The organism is Dyella sp. OK584 (assembly GCF_057787755.1).
Genome location: NZ_CM173542.1, coordinates 3,366,943 through 3,393,865, shown reverse-complemented (window position 1 = coordinate 3,393,865; position 26,923 = coordinate 3,366,943). Strand labels below are relative to the sequence as shown.

Below are 26,923 nucleotides of genomic sequence, written 5' to 3'. Positions count from 1 at the left end.
TCATACGCAGAACGGCTCAGACCCACGATTACAAAATCGTCAGGTGACCGTCGGTGGCCGGCAAGCATCGCAGGACTAGCCTCGGACCATTCCTGGCGGGCTGTCGAGCATGTCCCTTTGCAGTTGATGGTCCCGGGCCAGGCAAACAGAGTATCGGCCCACTTGGCCGACCATGGGGTTCGAGATGTGGATCGTCCAACTAGCGCTACGGCGGCCGTATACCTTCATCGTTCTGGCGTTGCTGATTGCCATCACCGGTCCGCTGATGATTATGCGGACTCCAACGGACATCTTCCCCAACATCAATATCCCGGTCTTGAGCATCGTCTGGTCGTTCAACGGTTTTTCCGCGGACGATATGGCCAATCGGATCACGACTCCGTACGAGCGCGCCCTGACTTCCGACGTCGACAATATCGAGCATGTCGAGTCGCAGACGGTGAATGGCGTCGCTGTCATCAAGGTCTATTTTCATGCAGGCGCGGATATCAATCGGGCCATTGCCGAAGCGGCTGCCAACGCGCAGTCGATCCTGAGAGTGCTTCCACCCGGAACACTGCCCCCGCTGGTCATTTCCTACAACGCCTCCACGGTGCCAATTCTGCAGTTGGCCTTGTCTAGCCAAACCTTGCCGGAACAGCAGCTTTACGATCTGGGCAACAACTTCATTCGTACCCAGCTGGCCACGGTGCAAGGTGCGGCCATCCCATTGCCGTTCGGCGGCAAGGTCCGCCAGATCATGGTCGACATCGACCAGCAGAAGTTGCAGGCCCGCGGCCTTTCCCCACTGGATGTGGTGAACGCGGTCAACGCGCAAAACCTGATCCTGCCTGGTGGCACCGCCAAGATCGGTGCACTGGAATACAACGTCAATCTCAACGGCAGCGCATCCTCGGTGGCCGAGTTGAACCTGATGCCGGTGAAGGCTACGCCGGGTGGGGTGATCTACCTGCGGGACGTGGCCACCGTCCGCGACGGCTTTGCTCCCCAGACCAATATCGTGCGCGTGGATGGCACGCGGTCCGCGCTGCTCCAGGTCGAGAAGAGTGGCGACGCCTCTACGTTGAACATCATCAGCGCAGTGAAGGGACTGCTGCCACGGATCCAGGCCGGGCTACCCAAGGCGCTGGATGTCAAGGCGGTTTCTGATCAATCGGTCTTCGTCAGCTCCGCCGTGCAAGGTGTCATTCGCGAGGGCGTTGTCGCGGCCGGGCTGACGGCGTTGATGATTCTTCTGTTCCTGGGCAGCTGGCGTTCGACCCTGATCATCGCAATTACCATCCCATTGTCCGTTGTCACCTCCTTGATCGCACTCTCGTTGCTCGGGCAGACGATCAACATCATGACGTTGGGCGGCTTGGCCCTGGCAGTCGGTATCCTGGTCGATGACGCAACGGTAGAGATTGAGGCGATCAGTCACCACCGCGAAATGGGCAAGCCGCTCAAGGAGGCGATCATCGATGCCTCGGCCCAGATCGCCCTACCCACGCTGGTGTCGACACTATCGATTTGCATCGTCTTCCTGCCGATGTTTCTGCTATCCGGTGTCGCCCGTTATCTCTTCGTGCCATTGGCCGAAGCCGTTGTGTTCGCCATGCTTGCGTCGTACTTCTTCTCACGGGCGCTTATTCCGACGCTGGCGATGTACATGTTGAAGAACGAATCGGTGCACCCCGTCGAAGGGCAGGGGCGCCCGAACGTACTCCGACGCTTTCAGCAACGGTTTGAACAGGGTTTTGAAGGGCTCCATGGCCGCTACCAGGGTGTCTTGAAGAATGCGATAGCGCGCCCGGGCCGCATTGCGATGATTTTTGCGGTCGTATGCGGTGGGTCGATGCTGTTGATCCCACTGCTTGGAACCGATTTCTTCCCGACCTCCGACACCGGCGAAATCCGGCTCCACATGCGTGGGCGGACGGGCACGCGCATTGAGGAGACTGCGCGCGAGGTTGATCTGGTCGAGCAGCGTATCCGTGCCGTGATTCCAGCGGCCACGCTGGGTAGCGTGCTGGACAACATCGGCCTTCCGGTCAGCGGCATCAACATGACGTACGACTCCTCGTTGCCTGTGGGGTCGGCCGATGCCGATATCCTGATCACGTTGAAGGCCGGCCATCGCCCCACCAACGATTATGTGGTGATGTTGCGTGAAAAGTTGAATAGCGATTTCCCTGGCGTGACGTTCTCGTTTTTGCCGGCGGACATCATTAGCCAGACGCTCGACTTCGGCCTGCCATCTCCCATCGACGTGCAGATCGTCGGCAATGCAAAGGAGGCCAACCGCAAGGTCGCGGAGAGCCTGCTCCGCTCATTCCGTCTCGTGCCCGGCCTGGTGGACCCGCGGATACAGCAACCCGACGACGCCCCCACTATCAACGTTGACGTGGATCGCACCAAAGCCATCGAGACCGGCTTCGAGCAGCGGACTATTGCGCAGAATCTTCTGATCGCACTCTCGGGCAGTTCACAGACTTCACCCAACTTCTGGCTGAACCCCAAGAATGGCGTGAGCTACCCACTCATCACCGAAGCACCGCAATACACCATCGATTCATTGCAGGCGCTCGGCAATATTCCGCTGACAAATGGCGGGGCGCCCGTGGACTCCCAAAAGAATGGCGTCCTGCCGATCCTGACCTCGCTAAGCACGCTTTCCCGCACGACGCAGGATGCCGTGGTTTCTCACTACAACGTGCAACCCGTCATCGATGTCTTTGCGGGAGTGCAGGGGCGTGATCTGGGCGCCGTGGCGACGGATATCCATCGACTGGTGGAGCAGGCCAAGGCGCAATTGCCCGCCGGTTCGAGCATCGCCATTCGTGGCGAAGTTCAAACCATGCAGTCGTCCTTTCAAGGGTTGCTGCTTGGCCTGATGTTCGCGGTGCTGCTGGTCTACGCGCTGATGGTAGTGAACTTTCAGTCGTGGATTGATCCGTTGGTCATCATCAGTGGATTGCCCGGCGCACTGGCTGGTATCGCCTGGATACTCTTTGTTTCGCGAACGACGGTCAGCGTCCCTGCATTGACCGGCGCCATCATGTGCATTGGCATCGCCACCGCCAACAGCATCCTGGTGGTGAGCTTCGCCCGCGACCGTCTCAATGAAGGGGTTTCACCCATCGAGGCCGCGTTCGATGCGGGAAGCAGCCGTTTTCGCCCGGTATTGATGACGGCTCTGGCCATGCTCATCGGCATGCTTCCCATGGCGATTGGCTTGGGCGATGGCGGCGAACAGAACGCACCCTTGGGTCGCGCTGTCATCGGTGGCCTTCTGTTCGGAACGGTCGCGACACTGGTCTTTGTTCCAGCCGTTTTTGCGGCGGCCCATGCGTGGCTCCGCCGCCGTCAGGGCGCGGCTGCGATTGCGAATCCCATTACCAATACCGATCCGATGTCTTGATTGGAGAGATCCCATGTCTACGCTTACTTCATCGACGCAGGTTTCACCATCAAAGAAGCTCTACATCGTGGCGGCCATTGCCGCTGGTGTAGCGCTTGCCGCAGGCGGATTGCCTCGGCTAGAGGCCCGCGCCACTGTCGCCAGGCAAAGCGCTGCGCTGAGTGAACCGACAGTTGCGGTCGTATCGCCAACTCGCGCGCCAACTCAGCAGGCTTTGGTGCTTCCCGGCGACGTTGAGGCCTATCAAGAAGCCGGCATTTATGCACGCACGAACGGATACTTGAGTCACTGGTATACCGACATCGGCACGCACGTGGAAAGCGGTCAACTGCTTGCCGAGATCGAGTCCCCCGAGGTTGATGCCGAACTCGCTCAGGCTCGCTCGGATGCCGCGACGGCCTCGGCCAACTACGAGATGGCCAAGGTAACCGCGGCGCGCTGGGAGGAAATGCTCAAGAGCAATGCCGTGTCGCTTCAAGCCAGCCAGGAAAACGTGAGCATCATGAAGGCAAAGCAAGCCACGTTGGCTGCGGCGCTTGCAAACGTGAGCCGCCTCCAGCAGCTGCAATCGTTCGAGAAGGTCTCCGCTCCATTCGCGGGCGTCATTACGGTGCGCAATGTAGACACTGGCGCGTTGATCGACGCCGGCAACGGCGGCAAGCCCGCGGCACTGTTCCAGTTGGCCGAGATCGATCGCCTTCGCGTGTTCGTCAATGTACCGCAGGACCAGGCCGCCGATGTCTCCGCTGGAACAAAGGCGGAACTGACGTTACCCCAGTTCCCGGGGCGTTCTTTTCCGGGAACCGTAGCGCGGACTTCCGGCGCCATCGATCCATCCAGTCGAACCATACGCGTCGAAGTCGACATGGAAAATTCGGATGGAACTGTATTACCAGGCGATTTCGCACAGGTGCAACTCACACTCACGTCGCTACATCCTGCACTTTCCCTGCCCACCAATGCGCTTTTGTATCGGCCCACTGGCGTGCAAGTCGCCACCGTTGACGCCAAGGGCGCCGTCCAGCTTCGCGCGGTTTCCATCGGTCGCGATTTTGGCACGAGGGTGGAGATTCAAAACGGCTTGAGCGGCAACGAGCAGGTAATCGTCAATCCTGGCGATGCCATCAGCGCCGGACAAGTCGTCCGGATCAATCGTCACCCGGCCAACCCGGTCTAAGGCGCGTGTGGAGAAGGCTATGAAGACGCACAAACAATGGTCACGCATGACGCGCGCCGTGGCTGCTTGCCTGGGTTTCGGTCTGCTGGTGGGGTGCACGCCGGGGCCCGCCTATGTACGTCCCGTGGTCGCCGTCCCCGCGCAATTCAAAGAGGTGCGTGGTGATCTGACTGACCCAAATCGTGCCGCTCCTGGCTGGCTTCCTGCCCGACCCGGCGACGATGCGAGCCGGGGAGAGTGGTGGAAGCTGCTTGGTGATTCCACGCTGGACAGTCTCGAGGCGCGAGTCAGCGTCGGCAATCAAACCATCATGAAAAGCATTGCCAACCTGGAGCAGGCCAAGGCGACGATTGGAACCGCACGCTCTGCATACCTTCCGACGATCACCGGTGGCATTGCCGCCGACCGCGACCACACATCGCAGAACGTAGTGGGGCGCTCTCTCGCCGGCAAAACGGTCTCTGATTATGACGCTGGGCTCACAGTGTCATGGGAGCCGGACCTGTTTGATCGCATCGGGCATCAGGTCGACGCGGCCCAGGCGCGTTATCAGGCCAGCGAAGCTGATCTTGCATCGGTGCGCCTTGCCATGCATGCCGAGTTGGCGATCGACTATATCGATCTGCGCGAGCTCGATGCCGAGGCTGCGCTACTGAAGCAAACCGTCGAAGACTACGCGCAAGCGAAAAGCCTGGTGCAAACCCGCTTCAACGGAGGTATAGCGTCGCAATCCGATCTGGAGCAAGCGGAGACACAGTGGCAAGTTGCCCAGGCACAACTGATCGATCTTGGTGAGAGTCGTGCCCAACACGAGCATGCCATTGCCACCTTGATTGGCGTGCCGCCGTCCGAGCTCACCCTGCCTGCAAAGGTCGAACCGCTTTCCGTCCCGGTGATACCTGCGGGCTTGCCATCCACCTTGCTTGAGCGCCGGCCGGATATTGCTGCTGCGGAACGCCGGGTGGCCGCTGCCAATGCGGACGTTGGCGAAGCGACGTCAGCTTTCTTTCCAGACCTGATTCTCTCCGCAACCGGCGGTTTCGAATCATCGAGCCTGGCCAAGTGGGCCACGCTTCCAAGCCGCTTCTGGGCTATCGGGCCGGCGCTCGTGGGTACGCTGTTCGATGGCGGCAAGCGCAAATCGGAGCTTTCTGCCGCAAAGGCGCGCCAAGACGCGGCAAGCGCGGATTACCGGCAAACCGTGCTGGATGCCTTCCGGGACGTGGAAGACAACCTGGCGTCACTTCATGTTCTTGCCGACGAATCGAGCTCGCAGCAGGGCGCCGTGGATTCATCGACTCGTGCAGCGCAGCTGGCAATGAATCGCTATCAGGCCGGCGCCACCGATTATCTGGAGGTTGTGGCGACACAGAGCGTCAACCTGACACAGTCCCGGAACCTTGTTGAGCTGTCCCGGCGCAGGTTGGAGGCCGACGTTCGACTGATCAAGGCGTTAGGTGGTACGTGGAACAACAACGAACAACCATTGGCGGTCGCACCATGAAAGCCAGTACTGCGGCCTCGCCAGCAATAGCCCAGTCCAAGGTCTATTCCCCGCATGTCGGTGGCCTGTCAGTCTTGTCGATCCGCCTTCTGTCGAATTTGGCGGCACCGTCACGTTGGCAATCTTCCGCCGCGCCGACGACGCCGGCATAAAATTTTGCGACTTGGGCTGATGTGAAAGAGACCTCATTGCGCTCGCTAATATTTTTGGCGGGACGATAACAATCGCAATCACGATGAGTTTTCCGTGGACGCGAAGGGCTGTTCTGTTTTGATTGAAAATTTCTTTCAGCGGCTGCCAAGGACTGCCGTACATGAATCTTTTGGCCGAGCCTAGTTCTACACCTCGGGAAGAGCGTCCAACGAGGCAGCGTTTCTCTATCAGATATTTTCCCGGGAATACTGCACCAACAACTTTCCGGACTGCTCGAACATGTATCACGGAGCCACCAGCGTAGGCCTCTCGCAATCGATCGGCATCGGCAAAGGCACGTTCTCGCTCGATGACTTCGACCTTTGGGCCGCCGTAACTCGTGACTTCGGGATGCGCTGATCGCCCGTGCCACGTCGATTTCGGATCTGCGGCCATGCTCCGGCCACATACGCAAATCCTTCTTGGGAAGATCTTGATCAAGAAATTCAATCGTCACTGCTCCTGACATGCTCAGGAGGTGACGAATATCGTCGACCATCGCGTCTGTTTCATTTTGTGCGGCGACCATCATGTGCGAATGGTGCAGGATCGGACTGCTGATGCTCATCATGGCAGTACCAAGCCAGCCTCAAGCCAGCCTCAAGCAGGGGCAGACTGGCGACGCCGTACATGCGCTTCCGTTTGAATATGCACAACCCTTAGCTCTTTGGCTGCCGGCCCCATGCCCCAAACTTGAGCGCATAAGAGGTCAGTCACACCGTGCTCTCTTCGTTTGCTCTCAGGCCCACAGAACAACATGCCATTGTTGCTGGGCAATCAACGTGGTGGTTCGTCAGGGATATCTACTACATCAACCCTGGTTGAATAACATCGCCACCATCATGTTTGGCGTTGTCTTTGCGACTCGCTGCGCTTTGCCATGCATGCTGGCAGTTCATCCAGGGGCACTATGAAGAGAGAGTTGTTAGAGCTGCGCATGACGCGGAGAGAAGCGAGCGACCACGCGGTCCTGTGGGGGCCTGCGGCAGCCTCTACGCATGCGGTTGCGATCATCATTACGAGCCAAAATGGCTTGATAGCTGCCTGGAACCAAGGCGCTCAGTGCATCTTCGGGTACCGTGAGTGTGAGGTGATAGGGCAGCCGGTCTCTATCCTCACGGAACACGGCACCGACCACAAACTGGTCGGCAATTGTCCCATAGGGCCCTTCTCCGGCGCCGAATATTCTGGGTGGCACCGTCGAAAATGCGGACGCCCTATTTTTTGTAGCGGGACGACGACTAACCTTGGCCAGTGTGCCGACGGCGTCGCGGGAATGGTCTGGTTCATCTCGGACGTCACCGAAGTGCACGAGCGATTTCTAACCCTGCAGCGAAGGTTACTTGAGCAACAGGAACGCTGCGATGAGGCACTTCATGCTGATGCATGGAAGGATCGTTGCCTTGCCCTGATCTCCCATGAGCTCAAGCAGCCGCTGGCCTTGATTTTGCTCAGTGTCGAGCATCTACTCGAGCTGACGGCCAGTGTGGAAATCCATAGAGTTAGGGATGACCTGCACCTCATTCGCGGAGCGACCAGACGACAGGCCAGAATCGTGGACGATCTGCTTGAACTTTCGCGCGTGAGGACTGGCCAGATTCGTCTTGACCTAATGCGCGTCGACGTTGGGGACTTGGTCCGGCACCTATCAACAGCAATAGCCAATGCCACGCCGGATAGAGACGTGCGTCTGGACATAGATCACTCCATTCATTGGTGGTGTTTGGCTGACCCGGTGAGGCTGGAGCAGATCTTGTCGAATTTGCTCAACAACGCAATCAAGTTCAGTGACAGCGGTGGACGCATCGACATACGGGTCGAGGGCGCTGATGGTTTTGCGAAAATCACGGTCGCCGATGACGGCTTGGGTATCTCAGTGGAATTTCTCCCGCACGTATTCAATATGTTCGGCCAGGAGCGGCGAACGCCCCAGTCCGCGACGCAGGGATTGGGTATCGGTTTGGCCCTGACTCAAGAGCTTGCAACGGCTCATGGTGGTCACGTCACAGCACGTTCGGCGGGAGCGGGATTGGGCGCACAGTTCACCGTGTGGCTACCGCTTGAGAGCGACGCGCACACCGTGCAGTTGGCGAACGGACCGAAGCCGTGGCCTCCACGTGGCGCGGGGTCGCAACAACGATGATGACGAAGCGAGCCTTCACAGTCGCCACCGAGCGAGTGGGCGCCTTCTAGCGGTTCTAGCCGGGTATCCACCCGCTGGTTGAGCGATGTCTGTAATGTCCGTTTTCGGCCGATCGCGGTCATCGCAGGCGGCCCAGCTCGGAACCTTTCTGGCAACGAAATGCCGGACCCCTTGATTATTCTCGGGTGTCCGGCAGTTCTCGTACGTCCTTGGACGTCCAATGGGTGGAGGTGGCTCTAAATCATCGTGCTGCTCTCGTTGGGGGATGGGTCATCAGCGCATCGCAAGCCCGTCGCGATAAACCGCGCGGCGAATAGATCAGCATCTACTTAAAGCGTGCCCCTTTCGGCCCATCTCCCTGGCAAGCGGTCAGTAGTCCCAGATGACCGGTACGCAACGAAACACTTCGCCGGCGACCGCCACGCGGCCGACGGACGGGAACGGCAGGTGCGTGGCCACCAGCGGCTCGCCGGTCGCCGCCAACTCCCGCAAGAGACCGATCCGGACGCGGACCGCCTCCTCGGGGTCATGGTCGAAAGCGTTGTACCAGTCGGGGCGGTCGAAATGGTCCGGGAACACGGCATCGCCGAGGATCGCCAGCCGCTCGCCGCAGGACGCCAGGCGAACCACGCTGTGCCCGGGGGTGTGGCCGCCAGTGCGATGGACGACCACCCCCGGTGCCACCTCGTACTCCGCCTCGAACAGCCGCAGCCGGCTGCGGTACTTGTCTACGAACCGTTCGGCGGCCGACCGAAGCACGTCCGGCATCCCCGGCGGAAAATCGTTGCGGGAGAAGTCAGGCGACGTCCAGAACTCGACCTCGGCGGCCGCCAGGTGGATCGGCACGTCCGGACGCAGTCGGCCCCCCAGTCCGTCGGCTAGCAGACCGCCAACATGGTCCACGTGCATGTGGGTAAGCACCACGTCGGTCACGGATGCGGGATCGATGCCGGCGGCGTCCAGTCGCATGGCCAACCGCCCAACTTGCGGGACGTCCGGGAACTCTGCCCCTACCCCAGCGTCGATGAGTACGGTCCGGTCGCCGCTACGCACCACGACCACGTTCAGCGGCCACTTGTACACGTCCGGCGATTGGAACCTGTCTTGCAGCCAGGCCGCCAGATCGGCCGGGTCGGCATTGGTGGCCAACGTCGTGGCTGGCAGCGGAAACACCCCATCGCTGATCACCAGCACTTCAATCTTGCCGACCTGCAGTGCGTAACGGGACGGAACCAGCTCGTCGGGCCTCTGGCTATCAGGGCGCAAGGTGTTATCTACGGAAAGCATAATGAAATCTCCAGAAAGACGGCCCGGTTGCCCGGGCCAAACCAGTCGGACGACTGGCAACAAGTCGCCGTTCAACACCCAGGGTTTGTCGGGCACGGATCGCGGCAGAAGGCGTTATTCCAGCGTAGATAGGAAGGGCACGAGGCGGTAGGCCTGCAAACGGGCTCACCGTAGACAGCTTTTCGTTACATGCCGTCGCAAATACCTCGGCGTCAGTCGCGGCATCAGTAAATTCGGGCGATCGAATCAATGACAAAATTCACTTTGTTCTTATGGCACCAGGCTTTGAGCTCGTCTCTAAGTACTGGCCACTTGTCCTTCGCCCAATTGGGTGCATCGCACCTCCACGACTCTTCCGTGGGCAGATATGCCGTCAGGATGACCACCGGGAGTTCAAGTACTAAAGAGCCTTCTTGACCTGTGCAGTAGAGCCCGCCATTCCACTTCGGATAGAACTTGAAAGTGCTCATAAATCGATTTGAAAGACCAATGTCGTGGGGTCCAAGGCAATGTCCGTCCTGGGCTGCCGATTGCAGGCACTCCTTGGATTAGGTATCGATGCGCACCACTCCAAAGTTGGGGTGGCGCGCGTCGACTGCTTACTTGCCTTAACGCACAGGCACGAAAACGCCGTGTGCTGGTTCTGTACTGACGCAGTGCCTTCATGTGTTCTCTCTACGCGTGAGCCAGCAGAGACAGCAAGCGATTCGCCGACCGTCCAGCCGCCGATCGCCCATCGTCCATGCAAGGGAAAACATCAGGCTGGTCAACCTCGCACTACTTGCGCAGGTTGTCCTTGAGGAAATCCGCGCCTTGCTGGATCGCGGCCTTTGCGGCGGATGTTTTCGCAAGCGGGTTGAGGAGCATGAAATCGTGAATGGTGCCGTTGTAGCGAACGGTGGTCACGCGTACGCCGGCCTCGGACAGGTTGCGCGCATAGGCCTCGCCCTCATCACGAAGCACATCGTTTTCGTCGGTCATGAGTAGTGCGGTCGGCAATCCGCTCAGCTGCGCCTTGGTGGCATTGATGGGCGAAACGTGAATGTCCTTCCTTAGCGCGACGTCCGGCAGATACGCATCCCAGAACCACTCCATGGCCTTGGCGGTGAGCCACGGACCGTCAGCGAACTTGCTGTACGACGCGGTCGTCATGCTCGCATCGGTCACCGGATAGAACATGGCCTGCGCACGCAGAGCGGGACCCTTGCGTTCCTTGGCGAGGAGCGCCACGACTGCGACGGAGTTGCCACCGACACTTTCGCCCGCAATGGCAAGGCGTGACGGATCGATATCGAACTCGCCCGCATGTTCGGCGACGTACTTGAGGGCGGCATAGTCCTCTTCTATCGCGATGGGATAGTGCGCCTCCGGTGAGCGGTCGTACTCCACAAATACGAAGGTTGCGCCGGTGCCGACGGCCAGCTCGCGAACCAGACGCTCATGCGTATTGAAGTCACCAAGGATCCAACCACCACCATGGAAGTACAGAACGCCAGGTAGTACGCCCTTTGCGCCATGCGGGCGAACTACCACGATGTTGGTGTGACCATTAGGGCCTACGGCAATGGTGCGATGGACCACATCGGCGGCAGGCATGCTGATGGGGCCGGACGACTGCACGCTCAGAAGGACGTTGCGCGCTGCTTCTGGAGTGAGCGTATACAGCGGCGGACCACCCGCGGCGCTTAGACCGTCAATGAACTTCTGCGTGGTTGGATCAAGAACGGCGTCCGATGCCACGGCAGACCCGATGGTCACGCCCATAAGCGCCGCGCTTAGAATAGTTTTGCTGATCTTGTTCATGATTTACTCTGGGATAAATGTTGATGGTTCGACGTACTGGTTGAGGTTCTCTTGCCTTGCCTGGTTTTCGTTGCGCATGCTCATGGAGTTATCTGCTCCTGGGGAAGGCGACCGCGGCGCGCTCTGCAGCGCGGCATGTCGATCGGAGCCCATAACGCGACGCCCAACGCGCGAGGCAATACGCTCTTTGGCGCTGCGACCGGTCGACCGGTGAGCCAAAGAGCGACATTCTTCATTTGTTGCCTGATGGGACATTGCGCCGCAGGCGAGTGTGCTATCCCACTCTCGGCGCCTCACTGACGAGAGGGCAAGCCTCTGACGAAAGAGTTGATTGCAACTGAAATATCGATGGACATCTTGAACCTGGATGTCGATCAGCTGAAGGCACTCGCGAGGCCTTACTGTGTTTCCATCCAGGAACCAGTGTGGACAACCGGAGGACACTACGCAGTGCGTGTCCGCGCGAACGTCCATGCACTTTTGGCATGTATGCGCGGACATTAGCGCAAGCATCGACATCCATTCGAAAGCACAGAAGCTCGTCGTAAGACAACGATGAGCCATCAAGCCCATTCAATCCCGCCGCATTGTTGTTGGCGGATACATGGGGCTCCAACCAGATGGCCAAGTCTGGAAAAACCAGAATACGTCGGGTGAATGAATGCGCTGGGTGAATGTCGGCTTTTGATCCGAAGCGATCATCGCGGGAGCGATGACATGCCGATGGCGAATGAGTCGAGAACACGGATGTTGTCTATCGCCACACTTTTGGTAGTTGGCATCGGACTTCACCCGATATCAAACTGACAGCGCGCTATGAAATTGGGCTTCAGGGAGCCAGCGAGACCACGCATTCGATGCCTTGCCTCGCCAACTTTGCGTAAGGGCAGATGCGTTCGGTATTGCGCACCAACTCCTCTGCAATTGCCTTGTCCACGCCGGGCAGGCTTGCGCGGATATTCGCGCTCAGCGTGAACATACCGTCGACTGGATCCTTGCCGAAGGTGACCGAAGCGGTGACCTCGGCATCCGGAATGGCTACGTTTGCACGCGCAGCCAATAAGCTCAACGCGCCGTGGAAACAGGCAGCGTAGCTTGCTGCAAAGAGTTGCTCCGGATTTGTCCCTTCGCCTTGCCCACCGAGCTCAGTGGGCAATCGCAGCCGCACGTTGAGCTTTCCGTCGTCGGAGCGAGCGACACCGGAAGCGCGGCCGTGCCGTGACTCCCCTCCGCTAACGCGCACCGTTGCCGTATAGAGCGGGTGGAATTCCGCTCCGTGGTACTTATCGAGCAGGGAGGTTGGTGGAGGCCGTAATTTAGGCATGGCTGGACTCGAAGCGTTTCGGGAACCTGCTGGTCAGAGTCATCACGATTGGCGGGGCACGCGCTCGAGAAGCGGCTTGATTTTCTCGATGCCGAAATACGTATGGATCCAGAGGGACACGAAGAAGCCGAGGTAGCCCATCGCCATCAGTCGACCAATGACGCTTTCGCAAGCGGCGACGCCCACTTCAGAGAACTACATCCGAATCACTCCGGTCGTTGCTCCAGCGCTAATCGCTTCCAGGCGAGGAAGCTCAAGGCGAACGTTTGTAAGCGCAATCATGCGCAGATCCCTCTCAGGTAAGTACGCCTTCTTCTTCGAAAATTGCCGCGCGCACACCGTCATCGGCCTCCATGTGAAGAGCAAATCGCGCCAGGTGCTGCAGGCCCTGCAGGCCAATGTCGAGGTCGGCAGTCCAGCGAAGGATGACAAACAGGTACGGATCGGCAATGGAGCGGGTTCCGACAAGCCAATCCCGACCATTCAATTGCGCATCCAGTCGCTCAAGGTAGGCACGAACGTGCTTGCGAGCGCTATTCGCGAGAGCGCAAGCCAACTTCTCTCCATCAAGTATGTGCGATGCCTTGAAAATCGCCCGGAACGCCGTGTGTACTTCCGCGCTGAGGAAAGCCAGCCAACGCATCACCTCGGCGCGGCCGCGCGGCGTGCCATCACCGATCAGCCTGGCTTCGGGATGGACGTCCGCGAGGTAGCAGAGGATGGCCACGCTTTCCGTGAGCGAGAAGTCGGCATCCTGCAGCATGGGTACCAAGCTGCCCGCATTGACCGCGCGGCAGGCTTGAGAGTCAATGCTTTCATGGCTGAGCTTGATCGTATCGTACGGTGCGCCAATCCATTCCAGCACGATGTGCCCGGCCAGCGGACAGGCGCCCGGAATATAGGAAAGCTTCACGGTTTGGTTCCCGTGCTCTCTATCCCTGATCGATCGACCCAGGATTGGAAGTTCAGCGCGCCAAGCCTCGCGCCTTCAGCCGGCAAGAGGGTGTTTGGTTCGAGTTTGGCTCCGAAATACAGCGCCTGGTCGTCTGCAACCACTTCGTGTGGATCGCGAGTGACCGTCAGGTAGCGCTTGACGAGATCCGAAAGGCGAATCTTGTCGGGGCCCGCAATCTCCACCACGCCATTGACCGGGGTGCCCAGTGCGTAGTCCGTCACCGCATCCGCGACGTCATCCGATGCAATCGGTTGCATGAATGCGGAAGAGAGGCGAATTTCCTTTTCGATGCCTCCCGCCTTCACGATGCTGCTGAGAAACTCGAAGAATTGTGTGGCTTGTACGATCGTATAGGGGGTGCCAGATGCACGGATGATCTTTTCCTGCGCGATCTTTCCGCGAAAATATCCGCTCGCCGCAAGACGATCGGTGCCGACGACCGACAATGCCACGTGATGCTTCACCGCTGCTTTCTTCTCTGCTGCAAAGAGATTTCGGCCAGAAATCTCGAAGAAATCCAGGACAGCCTGATCCTCGAACGAGGGGGAGTTTGCGACATCGATGACGACGTCGGTTCCCGCCATCGCTTTGTCCAGGCCTTCGCCGGTAAGGGTGTTGACGCCCAAGGACGGCGACGCAGCCAACACCTCGTGACCGCGCTTACGCAGCCTGTAGACGACCTTGCTGCCAATAAGTCCGGAACCGCCAATGACAACGATTTTCATGAGAGACCCCTGCTCGGTGTAAATGCTGTTGGCGCGGTGAATTCATGCTAGGTCCGGTCCAGGGTGTCCGGTAGGCTCGGCAACGGGCTCACGGTGTTGCCTGCGACGCATCAATCGAGTTGGCATGCGAAAAATGGGGGTGAGAAGTGCTTTGGCCTTGAGCGCGAAGATCACCAGCTTCGCCTGGAGCGGCACGTGTGACTGAGGACAGGCCAGTTACGTACTGAAGATCAAGCGCGCGCACGGCCTCGGTGATGTAGTCGATGAACACGCGGATTCGAGCGGGTAGGTGCTGCCGGCACAAGTAGCACAAGTAATGCCCGCGATCGTCGGGTGCGTACTGAGCAAGGCAAACCACCAGCCTGCCTTCGCGCAGGTGCTCACTTACCTGATAGCAACCCATTTGGGCGACGCCTACACCGTCGAGAACACTTTGCAGGACAAGGTCGGCATCGTTATATGTGCAAGCGGATGGCGGTGTGAATTTCTGCTTTCGGCCGTCGACTTTGAACTCCCATTCAGCAATTCTGCCGGACGACATGCGGAAATTGATGCACGTATGAGCGGCAAGATCTTCCACATGTCGTGGCAGGCCATGCGCCTTGACGTATTTCGGCGATGCACAGACCAGCATCTGCATAGGAACCAGCTGCTTTGCGACAATCTGACTGTCTTCCAGATGCCCGTCGCGAAAGGCCACGTCTACACGGTCCGTGGTGAAGTCAGTGGGCCGATCGTCTAGCAATAGGTCGATGGTGATATCAGGGTAGAGCGCGCGAAAGCCGTTCAACAGGGGCGCAATGATCTGGCGTCCAAACCCTACGGTCGATGAGATCCGCAGGTGTCCCTGAGGAGGACCTTTGCGAAGCTCGCGCATATCTTCCATGGCCTGGACGATCCGTTCGACCCCTGGACGGCAGTTCGCATAAAACAGCTCCCCTTCGCGAGTGAGCGACGTGCTTCGGGTAGTCCTCAGGAAGAGTCGCACGTCGAGTTGGGCTTCAAGTTTCTGCACGCTCCGGCTGACTGCCGATCGGCCGATGCCAAGGCGATCGGCGGCACGGGCGAAGCTGCCCTCATCCGCTACGGCAATGAAGGCGACGACACCGGCGTAGCTGGCCGAAAAGCTGGACGCGAGCGAATCCGTGACCTCACCTTGAGGCTTGTCGTGATTGTTGAGCGTCATGTGCGGGGTACCTCTTGGATTTCTGCCAAATGCAAAGGGCAGAAAACGCAAGAAAGACCTGCGTTGACCGGCCCATACCCCCTAGTCGTATCAGGCACAGCGTTTGTGACATCGAAGGGCAAAAGCGCTTAACGGCGGATGGAGTCATCGCGGGTCCGCTGGTCGCTCGGCCATGAATCCAGGGTTGATGCGTGCTGTAAGCGGGGAAGGCAGGTGCTGGCGCGCGCCAAACATCGCAATCGGCTCATAAGCCATGAGATGCCCGTGCTGAGCTGGACTAGAGCGGCGAGCTCAAGATGTCGGCACAGAGGTTGCTTGTTCGTCGTAGGGCAGGGCAGAGCAAGCCGGCCCGGGGGCGTTACTTCGTGCCCAGTCGCTGCTCGATGCGCTGATCAGGAACGAACCAGATCGCAGCAACAACGGCATACAACACGCAGGAAACCACGGGGCTATAGAACGCCAATCCAATGGCCAGGACCTGGATGACCATCGATATCTTGGATTTCCTGTCACGTCCAAATGCCTTGCGCAATTCCGAGCTCGATCCACCGTTGGCCTTGATGAGCGTCCGCGACAACAACTCCCACGAGACTGCGGCCAACAAAAGGGTGAATCCGTAAAAGATGGTCGGTACCTCAGCCGGTCCTGGGGACGCCTGGTTGAGCCATGTCGTTGAAAACGGAAAAAGGGATAGACAGAACAGAAAGAACAAATTGAACCACAGCACCTCGCCATCGATGCGACTGACCAATTGCATCATATGGTGGTGATTGTTCCAGTAGATGCCGACGTAAACGAAGCTGAGGATGTAACTAAGGAAGACCGTCCCTTCTTCCAGTAGCGCCGTCCAGGTTGGCTCGGTCGGCACTTTCAATTCCAGAACCATGACCGTAATGACCACGGCAACAACGCCGTCGGTGAATGCCTCCATCCGTCCCTTGTCCATGTTCCTGCCTTTTATCGTGCGGGATGCCGTTTGCATCAGCAGATAGGGTCCGAGTATCGACGACTCTTCCTGGCTTGAAAAGTGTTCGTTGCCAACACATTCTCATGGGCAAACACGCGGCATGGCATGGGCGCGTTGCCGGCAATTCGATATATCCCTCTTCGCATCTATCGAGGCAACGACCTCACGCCTACCATGGCCAAGCCACCGAATGACGCGGTGCCCGCTTGTCGCCGCGCTGCCCCATTGGATTCGGAAGCGAGAACTCGCCGATGAGGAAGCTCATGAAAATCGTCGTAGTGGGCGGTAACGGCCTCGTTGGAACCAATATCATCAACGGTCTTCAGGCCGAAGGTCGCGATGTCGTGGCGGTCTCCCGCGTTTCGGGCGTGAATATCATCACTGGCGTTGGTCTGCGGGAGGCGCTGGCCAACACCGATGTTGTCGTTGATGTCAGCAACTCTCCGTCGCTGGAGGGTGAAGACCCTTTCGAGTTCTTCAAGACTGCGGGCATCAATCTCCTTGAGGCCGAAGCCGCTGCGGGCGTTAAGCATCACATCGCGCTTTCCGTCGTCGGTACCGAGCGGCTTGCCGACAGTCCCTACTTTCGGGGAAAGGCCTTGCAGGATGGGATGATCAGAGCATCCGGCATTCCTTTCACCATCGTGCACGCTACCCAATTCTTCGAGTTTCTCCTGGGCATCATTGAGGCGAGCTTGCGTGGCCAAACGGTTCGCTTGTCTCCCGCATACATCCAGCCGGTGGCTTCGGCCGATGTTGCGGCAACGATCGTCGAGCTTGCCATGGGCCCGGCGATAAACGGGGTGATCGAAATTGCAGGGCCTGAGCGCGAGCGGCTTTCAGAGCTCATCCAGCGCTTTCTCACGGAGCTCGAGGCTCCGTATGACGTCATCACCGATGCCCTTGCACCTTATTTTGGCGCCGTACTCAAGGATGACTCCTTGTTACCTCAGGAGGGCGCGCGTATCGGTTCGATGGGATTTGGAGCGTGGCTCGATCAATCCGAATTCTGGGGAGCCGACTGGTAGTCGCACGCTGCGATGGTGCTATCGACAGCGCCCCGCGATGCCGTCCGGTACGTCCAGTGAATGCGCCTTTGCGCCGCATTGATGTCCGACAGGCAACACTGTGGTCCCCTCCACGGAACTACCGAGCGAAAGTGGCCGCGCCTAGGCTTTGAGTGGACTCGCGAGCGATCGCGAACGGATATCTCAGCCGAACTGAGTGAAAGCTCCTACCCAGTCAGGAATCACCATGACCCAACGCATCGACTACCAGAAGCAATCCCCCGAGCTGGTCAAGAAGTTCATCGAGTTCAGCAACGCTCTCAAGAAGTCATCGGTTGAGGAAACGATCCTCGACCTGGTGGATCTCAGGGCATCGCAGATCAACGGCTGCACTTTCTGCGTGGACATGCATGTGAAGGAAGCCATGCTGCATGGCGAGCGTCCGCTGCGACTGCATCATGTGGCGGCCTGGCGCGAGTCCACGTTGTTCAGTCCGCGTGAACGTGCTGCGCTGGCCTGGACCGAAGTCTTGACCCATATCCCTCCCGACGGAGTGTCCGGTGACCTCTACGAGCACGTTCGCGAACAGTTCTCTGAAAAGGAATTGTCCGACCTTACTTTCATGGTGATGTCGATCAACGGCTGGAATCGAATCAATGTGGGCTTCCGCTCAACGCCCGGCACGTTCGACAAGGCACTTGGCCTGGACAAGGCAGGGTTGTCCTGATCAGTCATCGGCGCGATCGCATCAAGGAATGCCGTCGCGCCGGAACGACCTGCGTTTATGTCCCATCCCGACCTTGAGGAACAAATCATGAATATTCTCAAAGCTCTCGCGGCGCTGCTGCTGTTGGCTGCGGGAACTGCTGTCGCACAGCAGGCGGCACCGCAGGCAACCCTGCAAGCGCAGGTGACGCCATTGATGTCCAAGGCACTGAACGACTACCCGGGCAAGGAGGTGGTGATGATCACCGTCGACTATCCGCCAGGTTCCGTGGATCCCGTGCATCGCCACGATGCGCACGGATTCATCTATGTGCTGGAGGGTTCGATCATCATGGGCGTCCGGGGTGGCAAGCCCGTCACACTGACAGCGGGGCAGACCTTCTACGAAGGCCCGAACGATGTGCACACCATCGGTCGAAATGCCAGCCAGACAAAGCCAGCAAAGTTTTTGGTGTTCTTTCTGAAGAACAAAGACGCGCCTATTTTGACGCCGGTGAACTGACGCAAGCACGCATCCTGGATGCGGCCCTTTTGCCACGACTTTGAGCGGCAGCACGGATGCTTGAACGCTTCGTTCTGCTCGCTCAATGCTCGGGTCCTGCCTTTCCTCGCAGCCGATACGACCGGCGCAGATTCTGACGGATAGCGGATCCCGCACGTGACGCGCGGGATCCCTGGCAGGACAGGCGATTGAATCCCGCCAAGAACCACTCTCTTCCCTGATCGGCAGCGACATGCCGCTGCATCGTTCTGCCTGGATATCCGGCTGCTTGCGCTATGGGCAATGGCTTTGGTGCATGCAGCTTCAGGGGCGGCACCTTCTTTCATTCAATAACCATGGAACAAAAGCAATGAGCACCATTACAACCAAAGATGGCACGGAGATCTATTACAAAGATTGGGGAAGCGGTCCTGTCGTCACGTTTTCTCATGGCTGGCCGTTGACCTCCGATGCGTGGGACGGGCAGATGCTCTTCCTGGTGCAGAACGGTTTTCGTGTTGTAGCCCACGACCGTCGCGGTCATGGCCGATCCAGCCAATCGTCGACTGGCAACGACATGAACGGTTACGCCGACGATCTTGCCGCCGTCATGGAGGCGCTTGATCTGCGGGATGCCACCATGATCGGGCATTCCACTGGTGGTGGCGAAGTGGCCCGCTATATCGGGCGCCACGGAACCGGGCGGGTTGCAAAGGCTGTGCTCATCTCCGCAGTGCCGCCGATCATGCTCAAGACACCGGCCAATCCGGAAGGTTTGCCGATGAAGATCTTCGACGATATGCGACGCGTCATCGCGAAAGATCGTTCGCAGTTCTACAAAGATCTCGCTCCGGTGTTCTACGGTGCCAATCGACCAGGTGCGCAGGTTCCACAGGGACTGCTTGACCAATTTTGGCTATGGAGCATGCAGGCCGGACTCAAGAACGTCTATGAATGCATCAAAGCGTTCTCCGAAACGGATTTCTCCGAAGACCTGGCGAAATTCGACGTTCCTACGCTGCTCCTGCACGGGGAGGATGACCAGATCGTTCCGATCAGGGACTCCGCCATAAAATCGGCCCAGATGATCAAGGGTGCCAAGGAAATCTATTACCCGGGTGGGGCTCACGGCATTACTGCTACGCAGCAAGACCAGGTCAACGCCGACCTGCTTGCCTTCATCAAGGGATAGGCTTGGCGATACGCTGCCGGATCAGAGTGACAGCGGGCGACAGCCGTGCGGTGCCGCCTGCTGTCGCTCATCCGCTGAGGTGCCGCCCTCCGAGCGCAGTCATAGATAGACTCCTGATCGCGCGCGCTCTGGCGGAAGAGGCCTGCCAGCCTCAGAGGGGCGTAAACAAACCGACTCCACGCGCGGACGCTATGCCGGCAAGTTTCTCGGGATTTCGCTGGACGCGGACGGAAGTAATAAGGTCGCCATCCGTCTCGAATGTCTGGGCCGACTCCAGCTGATTGTCGATATAGCGCAGCACGGCAGGTTGCCCGTTGATTGACGCCAGCTCGATGCGCACCGCGCTTTTGTATCGCAGCTGGGAGGCGTAAAAGAGCTGAGCGATACGTTGGCCACCAAGCAGTGGTTTACGAAGGCTTTGGACTCTCCCACCGCCGTCGCCAAGGAGCTCGGCGCTATCGGCAAGCATCGATCTCATGATGCCGAAGTCGCCCTTCGCAAGTGCCTGTGCAAAGCGCTGCATGATGCCAAGGTGTGATTCTCGCGACACCGCATAGCGCGGCCGGCGGTCACTCAGCTGGGATTTTGCGCGATGCACGATCTGGCGGCAGGCGGCCTCGCTCTTGTTGATGACCTCGGCAACTTCGGGATAGCTGACATCGAACACTTCGCGCAGCAGGAAAGCAGCACGGGCCTCGGGTGAAAGTCGCTCAAGCAAGTAGAGGAGGGCAATGGAGACCTCGCTGGAACGTTCCTGGATCTGCTCGGGTGTGTCCGGACCCTCGGTAAGCACCGGCTCGGGGAGCCAGATGCCAACGTAATGTTCGCGACGTGCCTTGAGCGCACGCAGCCGGTCAATCGAAACGCGTGTGGTGGCTGCTACAAGCCACGCTTCGGTGTTGTTGATGACTGACTGTTCGGCGCTGTGCCAGCGCAACCAGACATCCTGCACGACATCCTCAGCATCGGCGACGCAACCGAGCATGCTGTACGCAATTCCCTGAAGGCGTGCGCGGAGTCGATGGAAGATGGCATTGGCGTCGTTCACAGCGATGCGTTGCCTGTCGCTCTCGAACGGTTGTGACAACTCGGTTACTTCGCTGCCCCTTGGAGATGCTCTAACCGGGGCGCTTGATTCGAAGTAATCCGGGTGACTTGTTTCGCGGAAACCAACCCGTCCATGCGACGTTGCAGCTTTTCAGCCTGGCGACAAAGCGGCCCTCTGCCGTTGCCGCGAACCAGTGGGTGCCGCTCATGGCATGTTACGCAAATTTTACCCCGCCCATCGATGGAGGGCGACTGGCGGTGTCCGCATCGCCATCCTTGTCGTTCGCGTTGTCACTCCCGTGATGCGGCGAGCCGTTTCACGTCTGATTCGCACCTCCACGAGCAGCATGGGTGGATGCGCCCGGGGTGAGTTGCCCCTTCGAGTTCCCTGGGGATTCATTAGCTACCGGTGAAGAACGACTTGCGCAGCCCTGCTAAGGGAGAGGTAACCATGAGCATCCCCTTCATCCACTATTTTCGCATCCTCGTTGCAGGCGAGCGTAGTGAGGAAGTCAGCAGCATCATCGAGCAGGATCTGCATTTCAGGACAGTCGTCGTGCCGCCGTCGGGCATTGCCGAGGCCATCCGCTCCGGTGCCGACCTGGGCGCCATCGTGGTGTCACGGGAGCTGGCGCCCGCGGCCATTGCGGCACGCGAGGAGCGCGGTCTGCGCATGCCCATCTTCATGATTGCCGATCGCGGCGAGGAAACCTTCAACGATCCGTGCCTCAAGTCGCTCGATGGCATCGTCATCGCCGACCTGGAGAGCCGCGACTTCTACGAGAAGCGACTGCTGTCATCGGTGGAGCAGTACGTATCGAGCCTGCTGACGCCGTTCTTTGGCACGCTGATGCAGTATGACTTCGACGCGAACCGAACGTGGGCCTGTCCGGGGCACCAGGGCGGCCAGATGTTCATGCGCCACCCGGTGGGCCGTCTCTTCTATGAGCACATGGGCGAGAACGTCTTTCGCGACGATATCTGCAACGCGATGGTCTCGCTGGGCGACCTGCTGATCCACGAGGGGCCGGCGCTGGTCGCTCAACAGGCGGCTGCCCGTGTGTTTCAGGCGGACCGGACCTACTTCGTGCTCAATGGCACATCGGCGTCCAACAAGGTCGTCAACACGGCCTTGCTCACCAGCAGGGACATCGTCCTGTTCGACCGTAACAACCACAAATCCAACCACCATGGCGCGCTGATCTTTGCGGGCGCCATACCGATTTATCTTGAGGCGGATCGCAACGGTTTTGGCATGGTAGGCCCGATTGACTGGGCAGCCTTCGACGAGGACGCGATTCGCGACAAGATCAGGAAGCATCCCCGCCTCAAGGACACCGATGCGTGGAAGCGCGAGCGCCCCATCCGCGTCGCGATCATCGAGCAGTGCACCTATGACGGCTCCGTGTACAACGCCAAAAAAGTGCTGGAGAAGATCGGCCACCTTTGCGAGTACATCCATTTCGATGAGGCGTGGGCGGGCTTCGGTGCGTTTCATCCGTTGATGAAAGATCACTTCGGCATGAGCCTGGCACTGACCGAAAAGGACCCGGGCATCATCGCCACGCAGTCAACGCACAAGCAGCTGGCGGGATTCTCCCAGGCCTCCCAGATCCACGTACGGGACGCGCACATCCGGCAGCAGCCCTTCCGACTGAATCACAAGCGGTTCAACGAGATGTTCATGCTGCAGGCATCGACGTCACCGTTCTATCCGTTGTTCTCGAGCCTCGATGTCAACGCGCAGATGCACGCCGACAAGGCGGGACGCGTGCTGTGGGACGACATGGTGCGGCTCGGCATCGATGCCCGCAAGGCGATCCGCAAGCGGTTTGCTGGCTTCCTCAATCCCTTTGTGCCCGACACGGTGAAATACCAGGGCGCGCGCGTAAAATGGGAAGACGTACCCACCGATGTCCTTGCCACCGGGCAGCAGTACTGGCAGCTCGATCCGAGCGAGAAGTGGCATGGCTACCGTCACCTTGGCCACGACGCGGCGATGGTGGATCCGACCAAGCTGATGCTGACGACGCCTGGCGTCGATCCCGAGACCGGCACCTATGCCAGCACCGGGATACCTGCCACGATTCTTGCCAATTATCTGCGCGAGAACCACGTCATCCCGGAGAAGAACGATCTCAACAGCATTCTTTTCCTTATGACGCCCGCGGTGGGCGAAGGCAAGATGGCGATGCTGCTGGCAGCGCTGGAGCGCTTCAGGGATCACTACGAGGCGGACAACCCGCTGACCGAAGTATTGCCAGGCGTCTCCAGTAAATACGCCGAGCGCTACCAAGGCTATACGGTGCGCCAGCTCGCCCAGGAAATGCATGATTTCTATGCGTCAAAGAACGTCAAGGAGCTGCAGCGGCTGTGCTTCCGTCATGAGTCCTTCCCGGAGCAAGCCATGTCGGCACGCGACGCCAACGAAGCGCTCGTCGGCGGTCATGTCGACTTCGTGCCCATGGATGAGGTGAAGGGAAGGATCGCAGCGACCCTGGCGTTGATCTATCCACCTGGCATCGGCATCGTCGTGCCTGGCGAGCGCTACGACGAGCACTCCCAACCGATGATCGACTACTTCCTTGCCTTCGAGGAAAGCTGCAATCGTTTTCCGGGGTTCTCCTATGAGGTGCAGGGTGTCTATCAGGTGCCGGAGGACGGCAAGATCCGGTTCTATACCTACGTGGTCAAGGAAACCTGAGCCGGCCGTGCACAACGAGCAGGCCTGTTGCCCGGCCTGCTCGTCTCCCATGCGCGCCATGGAAGCAACGGCCCGAGATGACGGCCAACTTCAAGCGCAGTCGCCCGCCTGCCGTGCATAAGTAGATTTACCTAACGCCCCGATGGCGTCTGGCGCCAGCGGCATGCGAAGGCGCACCACAATTCCTCAACACAATGAGGCGTTAAAGTAAGGCTGCTCCTGTTGAGTGCGCCTATCCGCTCCGGCTGATGGCGGGCATGACCCGAAGTGTTACTGCCACACGACACCTTTCGCTGCGCAAGTCGTCTGATCGGGTAGACCATGAGGCCATTCCTGACATATCGAGCCGTGCTGCTGGCAAGCGCCTTCGGGTTCCTGCTTCATGCGGGCTTGGTGTCCGCGCAGGAACTGGAGCCTCGAACCTATTCGGCGTCGCCCACCGGCACTAATTTCATCGACGTAGGCTATACCCGGCTGACCGGTGACGTTCTGACGGACCCATCGCTACCCGTCACCGACGTCCACGCCCAGATCAATACGGTTGTGCTCGTCTACGTGCGCAGCTTCGGGTTGGCCGGGCATTCGGCAACGCTGGGCGTGGGCCTTCCCTATCTCGACGGCAACCTGAGTGGCAACGTGATAGACGCTCCGACTGAAATCCACCGCTCCGGCGCGGCCGATATGAGGTTGCGGTTCGGCTTCAATCTCATCGGTAGTCCCGCCATGACTCCGGAGGAGTTTGCACGCCGGACGCCAACCGCCTCGCTTGGCGTGAGCTTGACGATATCGGCGCCGACGGGCCAATACGACTCCGCCCGACTCGTCAACATCGGCACCAACCGTTGGTCGTTCAAGCCGGAGATCGGCATCTCCAAACCCATGGGGAACTGGTTTCTCGAGGCGTCGGCCGGCGCGTATTTTTTCACCACCAACGACAACTTCCACGGTGGGAACGTGCGAAGGCAAGATCCTTTGGCAGTGGTGCAGCTGCATGGTGGCTACACTTTTCGCCCGGGACTCTGGATCGCCGGCGACATCGGCTACGTGGATGGCGGCGGCACGAGCCTCAATGGCGTTTCCAAAAAGGACCGGCAATCGAACGGCCGTTATGGCCTGACCTGTTCAGCACCCATCGCCCGTGGCTGGTCGGCCAAGATCGCGTTGTCCAATGGACTGGTGACGCGCGTCGGCGGCGACTACAAGTCCATTACCTTTGCGGTGCAATACCGATGGTTCGATCGCTGACCGGGTGAAAGCGGCTATTCAATCGGCGAGGTCGATTGATGATGCTGGCTCCCGGATCAGGCGGGCTACGCCGTCGAGCTGACCGCGTAGTGGTCGCCGTACTGCTCTCTAAGCTTGTTCTTGAGCACTTTGCCGGTGGCGCCAAGCGGAAAGCTGTCGATGAAGACGACGTCGTCGGGCTTCCACCACTTCGCCAGCTTGCCTTCAAAGAATGAAAGCAGCTCGTCCTTTTCCAGCGTGCCGCCCGATGTTCTCGTGATCAGCAGCAGCGGGCGCTCGTCCCACTTCGGGTGGCGTACGCCAATGCACGCAGCACTTGCCACGCAAGGGTGAAGGCACGCCACGTTTTCGATGTCGATCGAACTGATCCACTCGCCACCGGATTTGATGACGTCCTTGCTCCGGTCGGTGATCTGCATGAATCCGTCACTGTCGATCTTTGCCATGTCGCCCGTGGGGAACCAGCCATCACGGAGCGATGGGGCAGACAGGTCGCCGAAATAGGCGCTGGCCACCCAGGGGCCGCGGACCAATAGATCGCCAACGGCCTCGCCGTCCCATGGCAACGCATGGCCATCGGGGTCGACGATCTTCATGTCGATGCCAAACACAGCTCTTCCCTGTTTGGCCTGAATGGCATAACGCGCTTCGTCATGGAGTGCGAGCTGGTGTGGCTTGAAGCTGCAGACCGTGCCCAGTGGGCTGAGCTCGGTCATGCCCCATGCGTGCAGCACGTCCACCTGATGCACTTTCTGGAATTGCGCTGCCATGGCTGTGGGGCAGGGCGCTCCGCCAATCACAGTACGCTTCATGGAAGAGAAGGCGTTGGCACGGCCGGAAACATGCGAGAGCAGGCCTTGCCAGATGGTGGGTACGCCGGCGGACATGGTCACTTTCTCGGCTTCGATCAACTCGTAGAGCGACTTGCCATCAAGCGCCGGCCCTGGAAGCACAAGCTTCGCGCCAACCATGCAGGCAATGAATGGCAACCCCCACGCATTGACGTGAAACATCGGCACCACCGGCAGGATGGTGTCGCGTGCGGAGCCATTGAATGCATCCGGCAAAGCACCGGCATACGAATGGAGCACGGTGGAACGGTGACTGTACAAAACGCCTTTCGGGTTGCCTGTGGTTCCTGACGTGTAGCAAAGCGACGAGGCCGTGTTCTCGTCCATCGACGGCCACGTGTAGTTGTCGTCGTAGATGTCGATCAGGTCTTCATAGCAAAGCAACGCGCCATCCGGATGCTCGGCTGGCATGCGGTCCGGATCGCACATGGCTACAAAAAGCCTTGGTGTGGTCAGGCGTGCTCTCAGCGCCTCAATGATGGGCAGGAAGGTCAGGTCAAAGAAGATGGCCCGATCGTCTGCGTGCTCGACGATATAGGCGATCTGGTCAAGATGGAGCCGCGGGTTGATGGTATGCAGCACGGAACCTGCGCCCGATACGGCGAAGTTGAGCTCAAGATGGCGATAGCCGTTCCATGCGAGCGTAGCTACGCGATCGCCTTGACCGATACCGAGACTGGCCAGTGCGTTTGCCATGCGCCGGGATCGCGCAGCAAGGTCGGCGAACCGATAGCGATGAATGTCGCCCTCGACTCGTCGTGACACGATCTTCTGGTCGGCATGGTGTCGTTCGGCGTGGGTCAGCAGGGACGCGACAAGCAGCGGCTGCTGCATCATCAAGCCATTCATGGTCGGGCTCCACGTAGTCGTGAGAGAAGTGGGGCGAAGCTCGCCTCGAACGCGTGTATCGCCCGCTTGCCTCTCAGCATGAGGCGAGGGTTGAAGTGGTTGTCGCGTGATGGTGCCAAGAGCTTCAATCAATACGGGAGTCACCCGGCATCTGCGCT

General features: G+C 59.2%; 20 protein-coding genes and 2 pseudogenes. 12 read left to right on the top strand and 10 right to left on the bottom strand.

Going from position 1 to position 26,923, the window contains the following annotated elements; translation table 11 throughout:
* Nucleotides 1-184 precede the first annotated feature (184 nt).
* The 6 genes and pseudogenes from AC3CBN_RS15310 (at nt 185) to AC3CBN_RS15285 (ending at nt 8,416) form a co-directional block, all read left to right on the top strand.
* A complete protein-coding gene (locus tag AC3CBN_RS15310; protein ID WP_488633861.1) occupies nt 185-3,400 on the top strand; it encodes an efflux RND transporter permease subunit in 3,216 nt (1,071 codons plus the stop codon).
* Nucleotides 3,327-4,577 carry an efflux RND transporter periplasmic adaptor subunit gene (locus tag AC3CBN_RS15305; RefSeq protein WP_488633860.1) on the top strand — a complete coding sequence of 417 codons (1,251 nt, stop codon included), beginning with the start codon at nt 3,327-3,329 and terminating at the stop codon, nt 4,575-4,577. The genes AC3CBN_RS15310 and AC3CBN_RS15305 overlap by 74 nt, the downstream gene beginning before the upstream one ends.
* Nucleotides 4,578-4,596: 19 nt before the next feature.
* Complete coding sequence (locus tag AC3CBN_RS15300) at nt 4,597-6,081, top strand: efflux transporter outer membrane subunit (protein ID WP_488633859.1); 1,485 nt, start codon at nt 4,597-4,599, stop codon at nt 6,079-6,081.
* A 336-nt stretch (nt 6,082-6,417) separates the two neighbouring features.
* Nucleotides 6,418-6,609: pseudogene (locus tag AC3CBN_RS15295) on the top strand (hypothetical protein); the annotation flags it as partial.
* A gap of 544 nt (nt 6,610-7,153) precedes the next feature.
* A pseudogene (locus AC3CBN_RS15290) lies at nt 7,154-7,528 on the top strand (PAS domain S-box protein); the annotation flags it as partial.
* 21 nt (nt 7,529-7,549) lie between these two features.
* Nucleotides 7,550-8,416 carry a sensor histidine kinase gene (locus AC3CBN_RS15285; protein WP_488636745.1) on the top strand — a complete coding sequence of 289 codons (867 nt, stop codon included), beginning with the start codon at nt 7,550-7,552 and terminating at the stop codon, nt 8,414-8,416.
* Between the two features lie 369 nt (nt 8,417-8,785).
* Here AC3CBN_RS15285 and AC3CBN_RS15280 read toward each other — a convergent pair whose 3' ends face one another.
* The 8 genes from AC3CBN_RS15280 to AC3CBN_RS15245 form a co-directional block, all read right to left on the bottom strand.
* Nucleotides 8,786-9,703, bottom strand: coding sequence for an MBL fold metallo-hydrolase (locus tag AC3CBN_RS15280; protein WP_488633858.1), 918 nt, complete (start codon nt 9,701-9,703; stop codon nt 8,786-8,788).
* Between the two features lie 777 nt (nt 9,704-10,480).
* Nucleotides 10,481-11,506, bottom strand: a complete 1,026-nt coding sequence (locus tag AC3CBN_RS15275) for an alpha/beta hydrolase (protein WP_488633857.1) — start codon at nt 11,504-11,506, stop codon at nt 10,481-10,483.
* A gap of 829 nt (nt 11,507-12,335) precedes the next feature.
* Entirely contained in the window at nt 12,336-12,830 is a 495-nt protein-coding gene (locus tag AC3CBN_RS15270; RefSeq protein ID WP_488633856.1) for an Ohr family peroxiredoxin, read from the bottom strand.
* A gap of 42 nt (nt 12,831-12,872) precedes the next feature.
* On the bottom strand, nt 12,873-13,016 hold the full coding sequence (locus AC3CBN_RS15265; protein ID WP_488633855.1) for a hypothetical protein: 144 nt from the start codon (nt 13,014-13,016) through the stop codon (nt 12,873-12,875).
* A 109-nt stretch (nt 13,017-13,125) separates the two neighbouring features.
* A complete protein-coding gene (locus AC3CBN_RS15260; protein ID WP_488633854.1) occupies nt 13,126-13,743 on the bottom strand; it encodes a glutathione S-transferase family protein in 618 nt (205 codons plus the stop codon).
* Nucleotides 13,740-14,510 carry an SDR family oxidoreductase gene (locus AC3CBN_RS15255; RefSeq protein WP_488633853.1) on the bottom strand — a complete coding sequence of 257 codons (771 nt, stop codon included), beginning with the start codon at nt 14,508-14,510 and terminating at the stop codon, nt 13,740-13,742. Before AC3CBN_RS15255 ends, AC3CBN_RS15260 begins: the two co-directional genes overlap by 4 nt.
* A gap of 88 nt (nt 14,511-14,598) precedes the next feature.
* A complete protein-coding gene (locus tag AC3CBN_RS15250; protein WP_488633852.1) occupies nt 14,599-15,696 on the bottom strand; it encodes a LysR family transcriptional regulator in 1,098 nt (365 codons plus the stop codon).
* 358 nt (nt 15,697-16,054) lie between these two features.
* Complete coding sequence (locus tag AC3CBN_RS15245) at nt 16,055-16,642, bottom strand: TMEM175 family protein (RefSeq protein ID WP_488633851.1); 588 nt, start codon at nt 16,640-16,642, stop codon at nt 16,055-16,057.
* A 284-nt stretch (nt 16,643-16,926) separates the two neighbouring features.
* Between AC3CBN_RS15245 and AC3CBN_RS15240 the strand changes: the two genes are divergently transcribed.
* The 4 genes from AC3CBN_RS15240 to AC3CBN_RS15225 all read left to right on the top strand — a co-directional run bounded on the left by AC3CBN_RS15240 (nt 16,927) and on the right by AC3CBN_RS15225 (nt 20,069).
* The gene (locus AC3CBN_RS15240) at nt 16,927-17,691 is read left to right on the top strand and encodes an SDR family oxidoreductase (protein ID WP_488633850.1); all 765 of its coding nucleotides are present in this window, start codon (nt 16,927-16,929) and stop codon (nt 17,689-17,691) included.
* A gap of 226 nt (nt 17,692-17,917) precedes the next feature.
* Nucleotides 17,918-18,397 carry a carboxymuconolactone decarboxylase family protein gene (locus AC3CBN_RS15235; RefSeq protein ID WP_488633849.1) on the top strand — a complete coding sequence of 160 codons (480 nt, stop codon included), beginning with the start codon at nt 17,918-17,920 and terminating at the stop codon, nt 18,395-18,397.
* A gap of 57 nt (nt 18,398-18,454) precedes the next feature.
* Nucleotides 18,455-18,898 carry a cupin domain-containing protein gene (locus tag AC3CBN_RS15230; protein ID WP_488633848.1) on the top strand — a complete coding sequence of 148 codons (444 nt, stop codon included), beginning with the start codon at nt 18,455-18,457 and terminating at the stop codon, nt 18,896-18,898.
* Between the two features lie 349 nt (nt 18,899-19,247).
* A complete protein-coding gene (locus AC3CBN_RS15225; protein ID WP_488633847.1) occupies nt 19,248-20,069 on the top strand; it encodes an alpha/beta fold hydrolase in 822 nt (273 codons plus the stop codon).
* A gap of 151 nt (nt 20,070-20,220) precedes the next feature.
* On the opposite strand, the gene AC3CBN_RS15220 is transcribed toward AC3CBN_RS15225, so the two are convergent.
* Nucleotides 20,221-21,156 carry an RNA polymerase sigma-70 factor gene (locus tag AC3CBN_RS15220; RefSeq protein ID WP_488633846.1) on the bottom strand — a complete coding sequence of 312 codons (936 nt, stop codon included), beginning with the start codon at nt 21,154-21,156 and terminating at the stop codon, nt 20,221-20,223.
* Nucleotides 21,157-21,567: 411 nt separating this feature from the next.
* Between AC3CBN_RS15220 and speC the strand changes: the two genes are divergently transcribed.
* Nucleotides 21,568-23,820 carry an ornithine decarboxylase gene (gene speC / locus AC3CBN_RS15215; protein ID WP_488633845.1) on the top strand — a complete coding sequence of 751 codons (2,253 nt, stop codon included), beginning with the start codon at nt 21,568-21,570 and terminating at the stop codon, nt 23,818-23,820.
* A gap of 348 nt (nt 23,821-24,168) precedes the next feature.
* Nucleotides 24,169-25,065 (top strand): transporter, encoded by an 897-nt coding sequence (locus AC3CBN_RS15210; RefSeq protein WP_488633844.1) that lies wholly within the window; start codon nt 24,169-24,171, stop codon nt 25,063-25,065.
* A gap of 65 nt (nt 25,066-25,130) precedes the next feature.
* On the opposite strand, the gene AC3CBN_RS15205 is transcribed toward AC3CBN_RS15210, so the two are convergent.
* Complete coding sequence (locus AC3CBN_RS15205) at nt 25,131-26,765, bottom strand: 3-(methylthio)propionyl-CoA ligase (RefSeq protein WP_488633843.1); 1,635 nt, start codon at nt 26,763-26,765, stop codon at nt 25,131-25,133.
* Between the last annotated feature and the right edge of the window lie 158 nt (nt 26,766-26,923).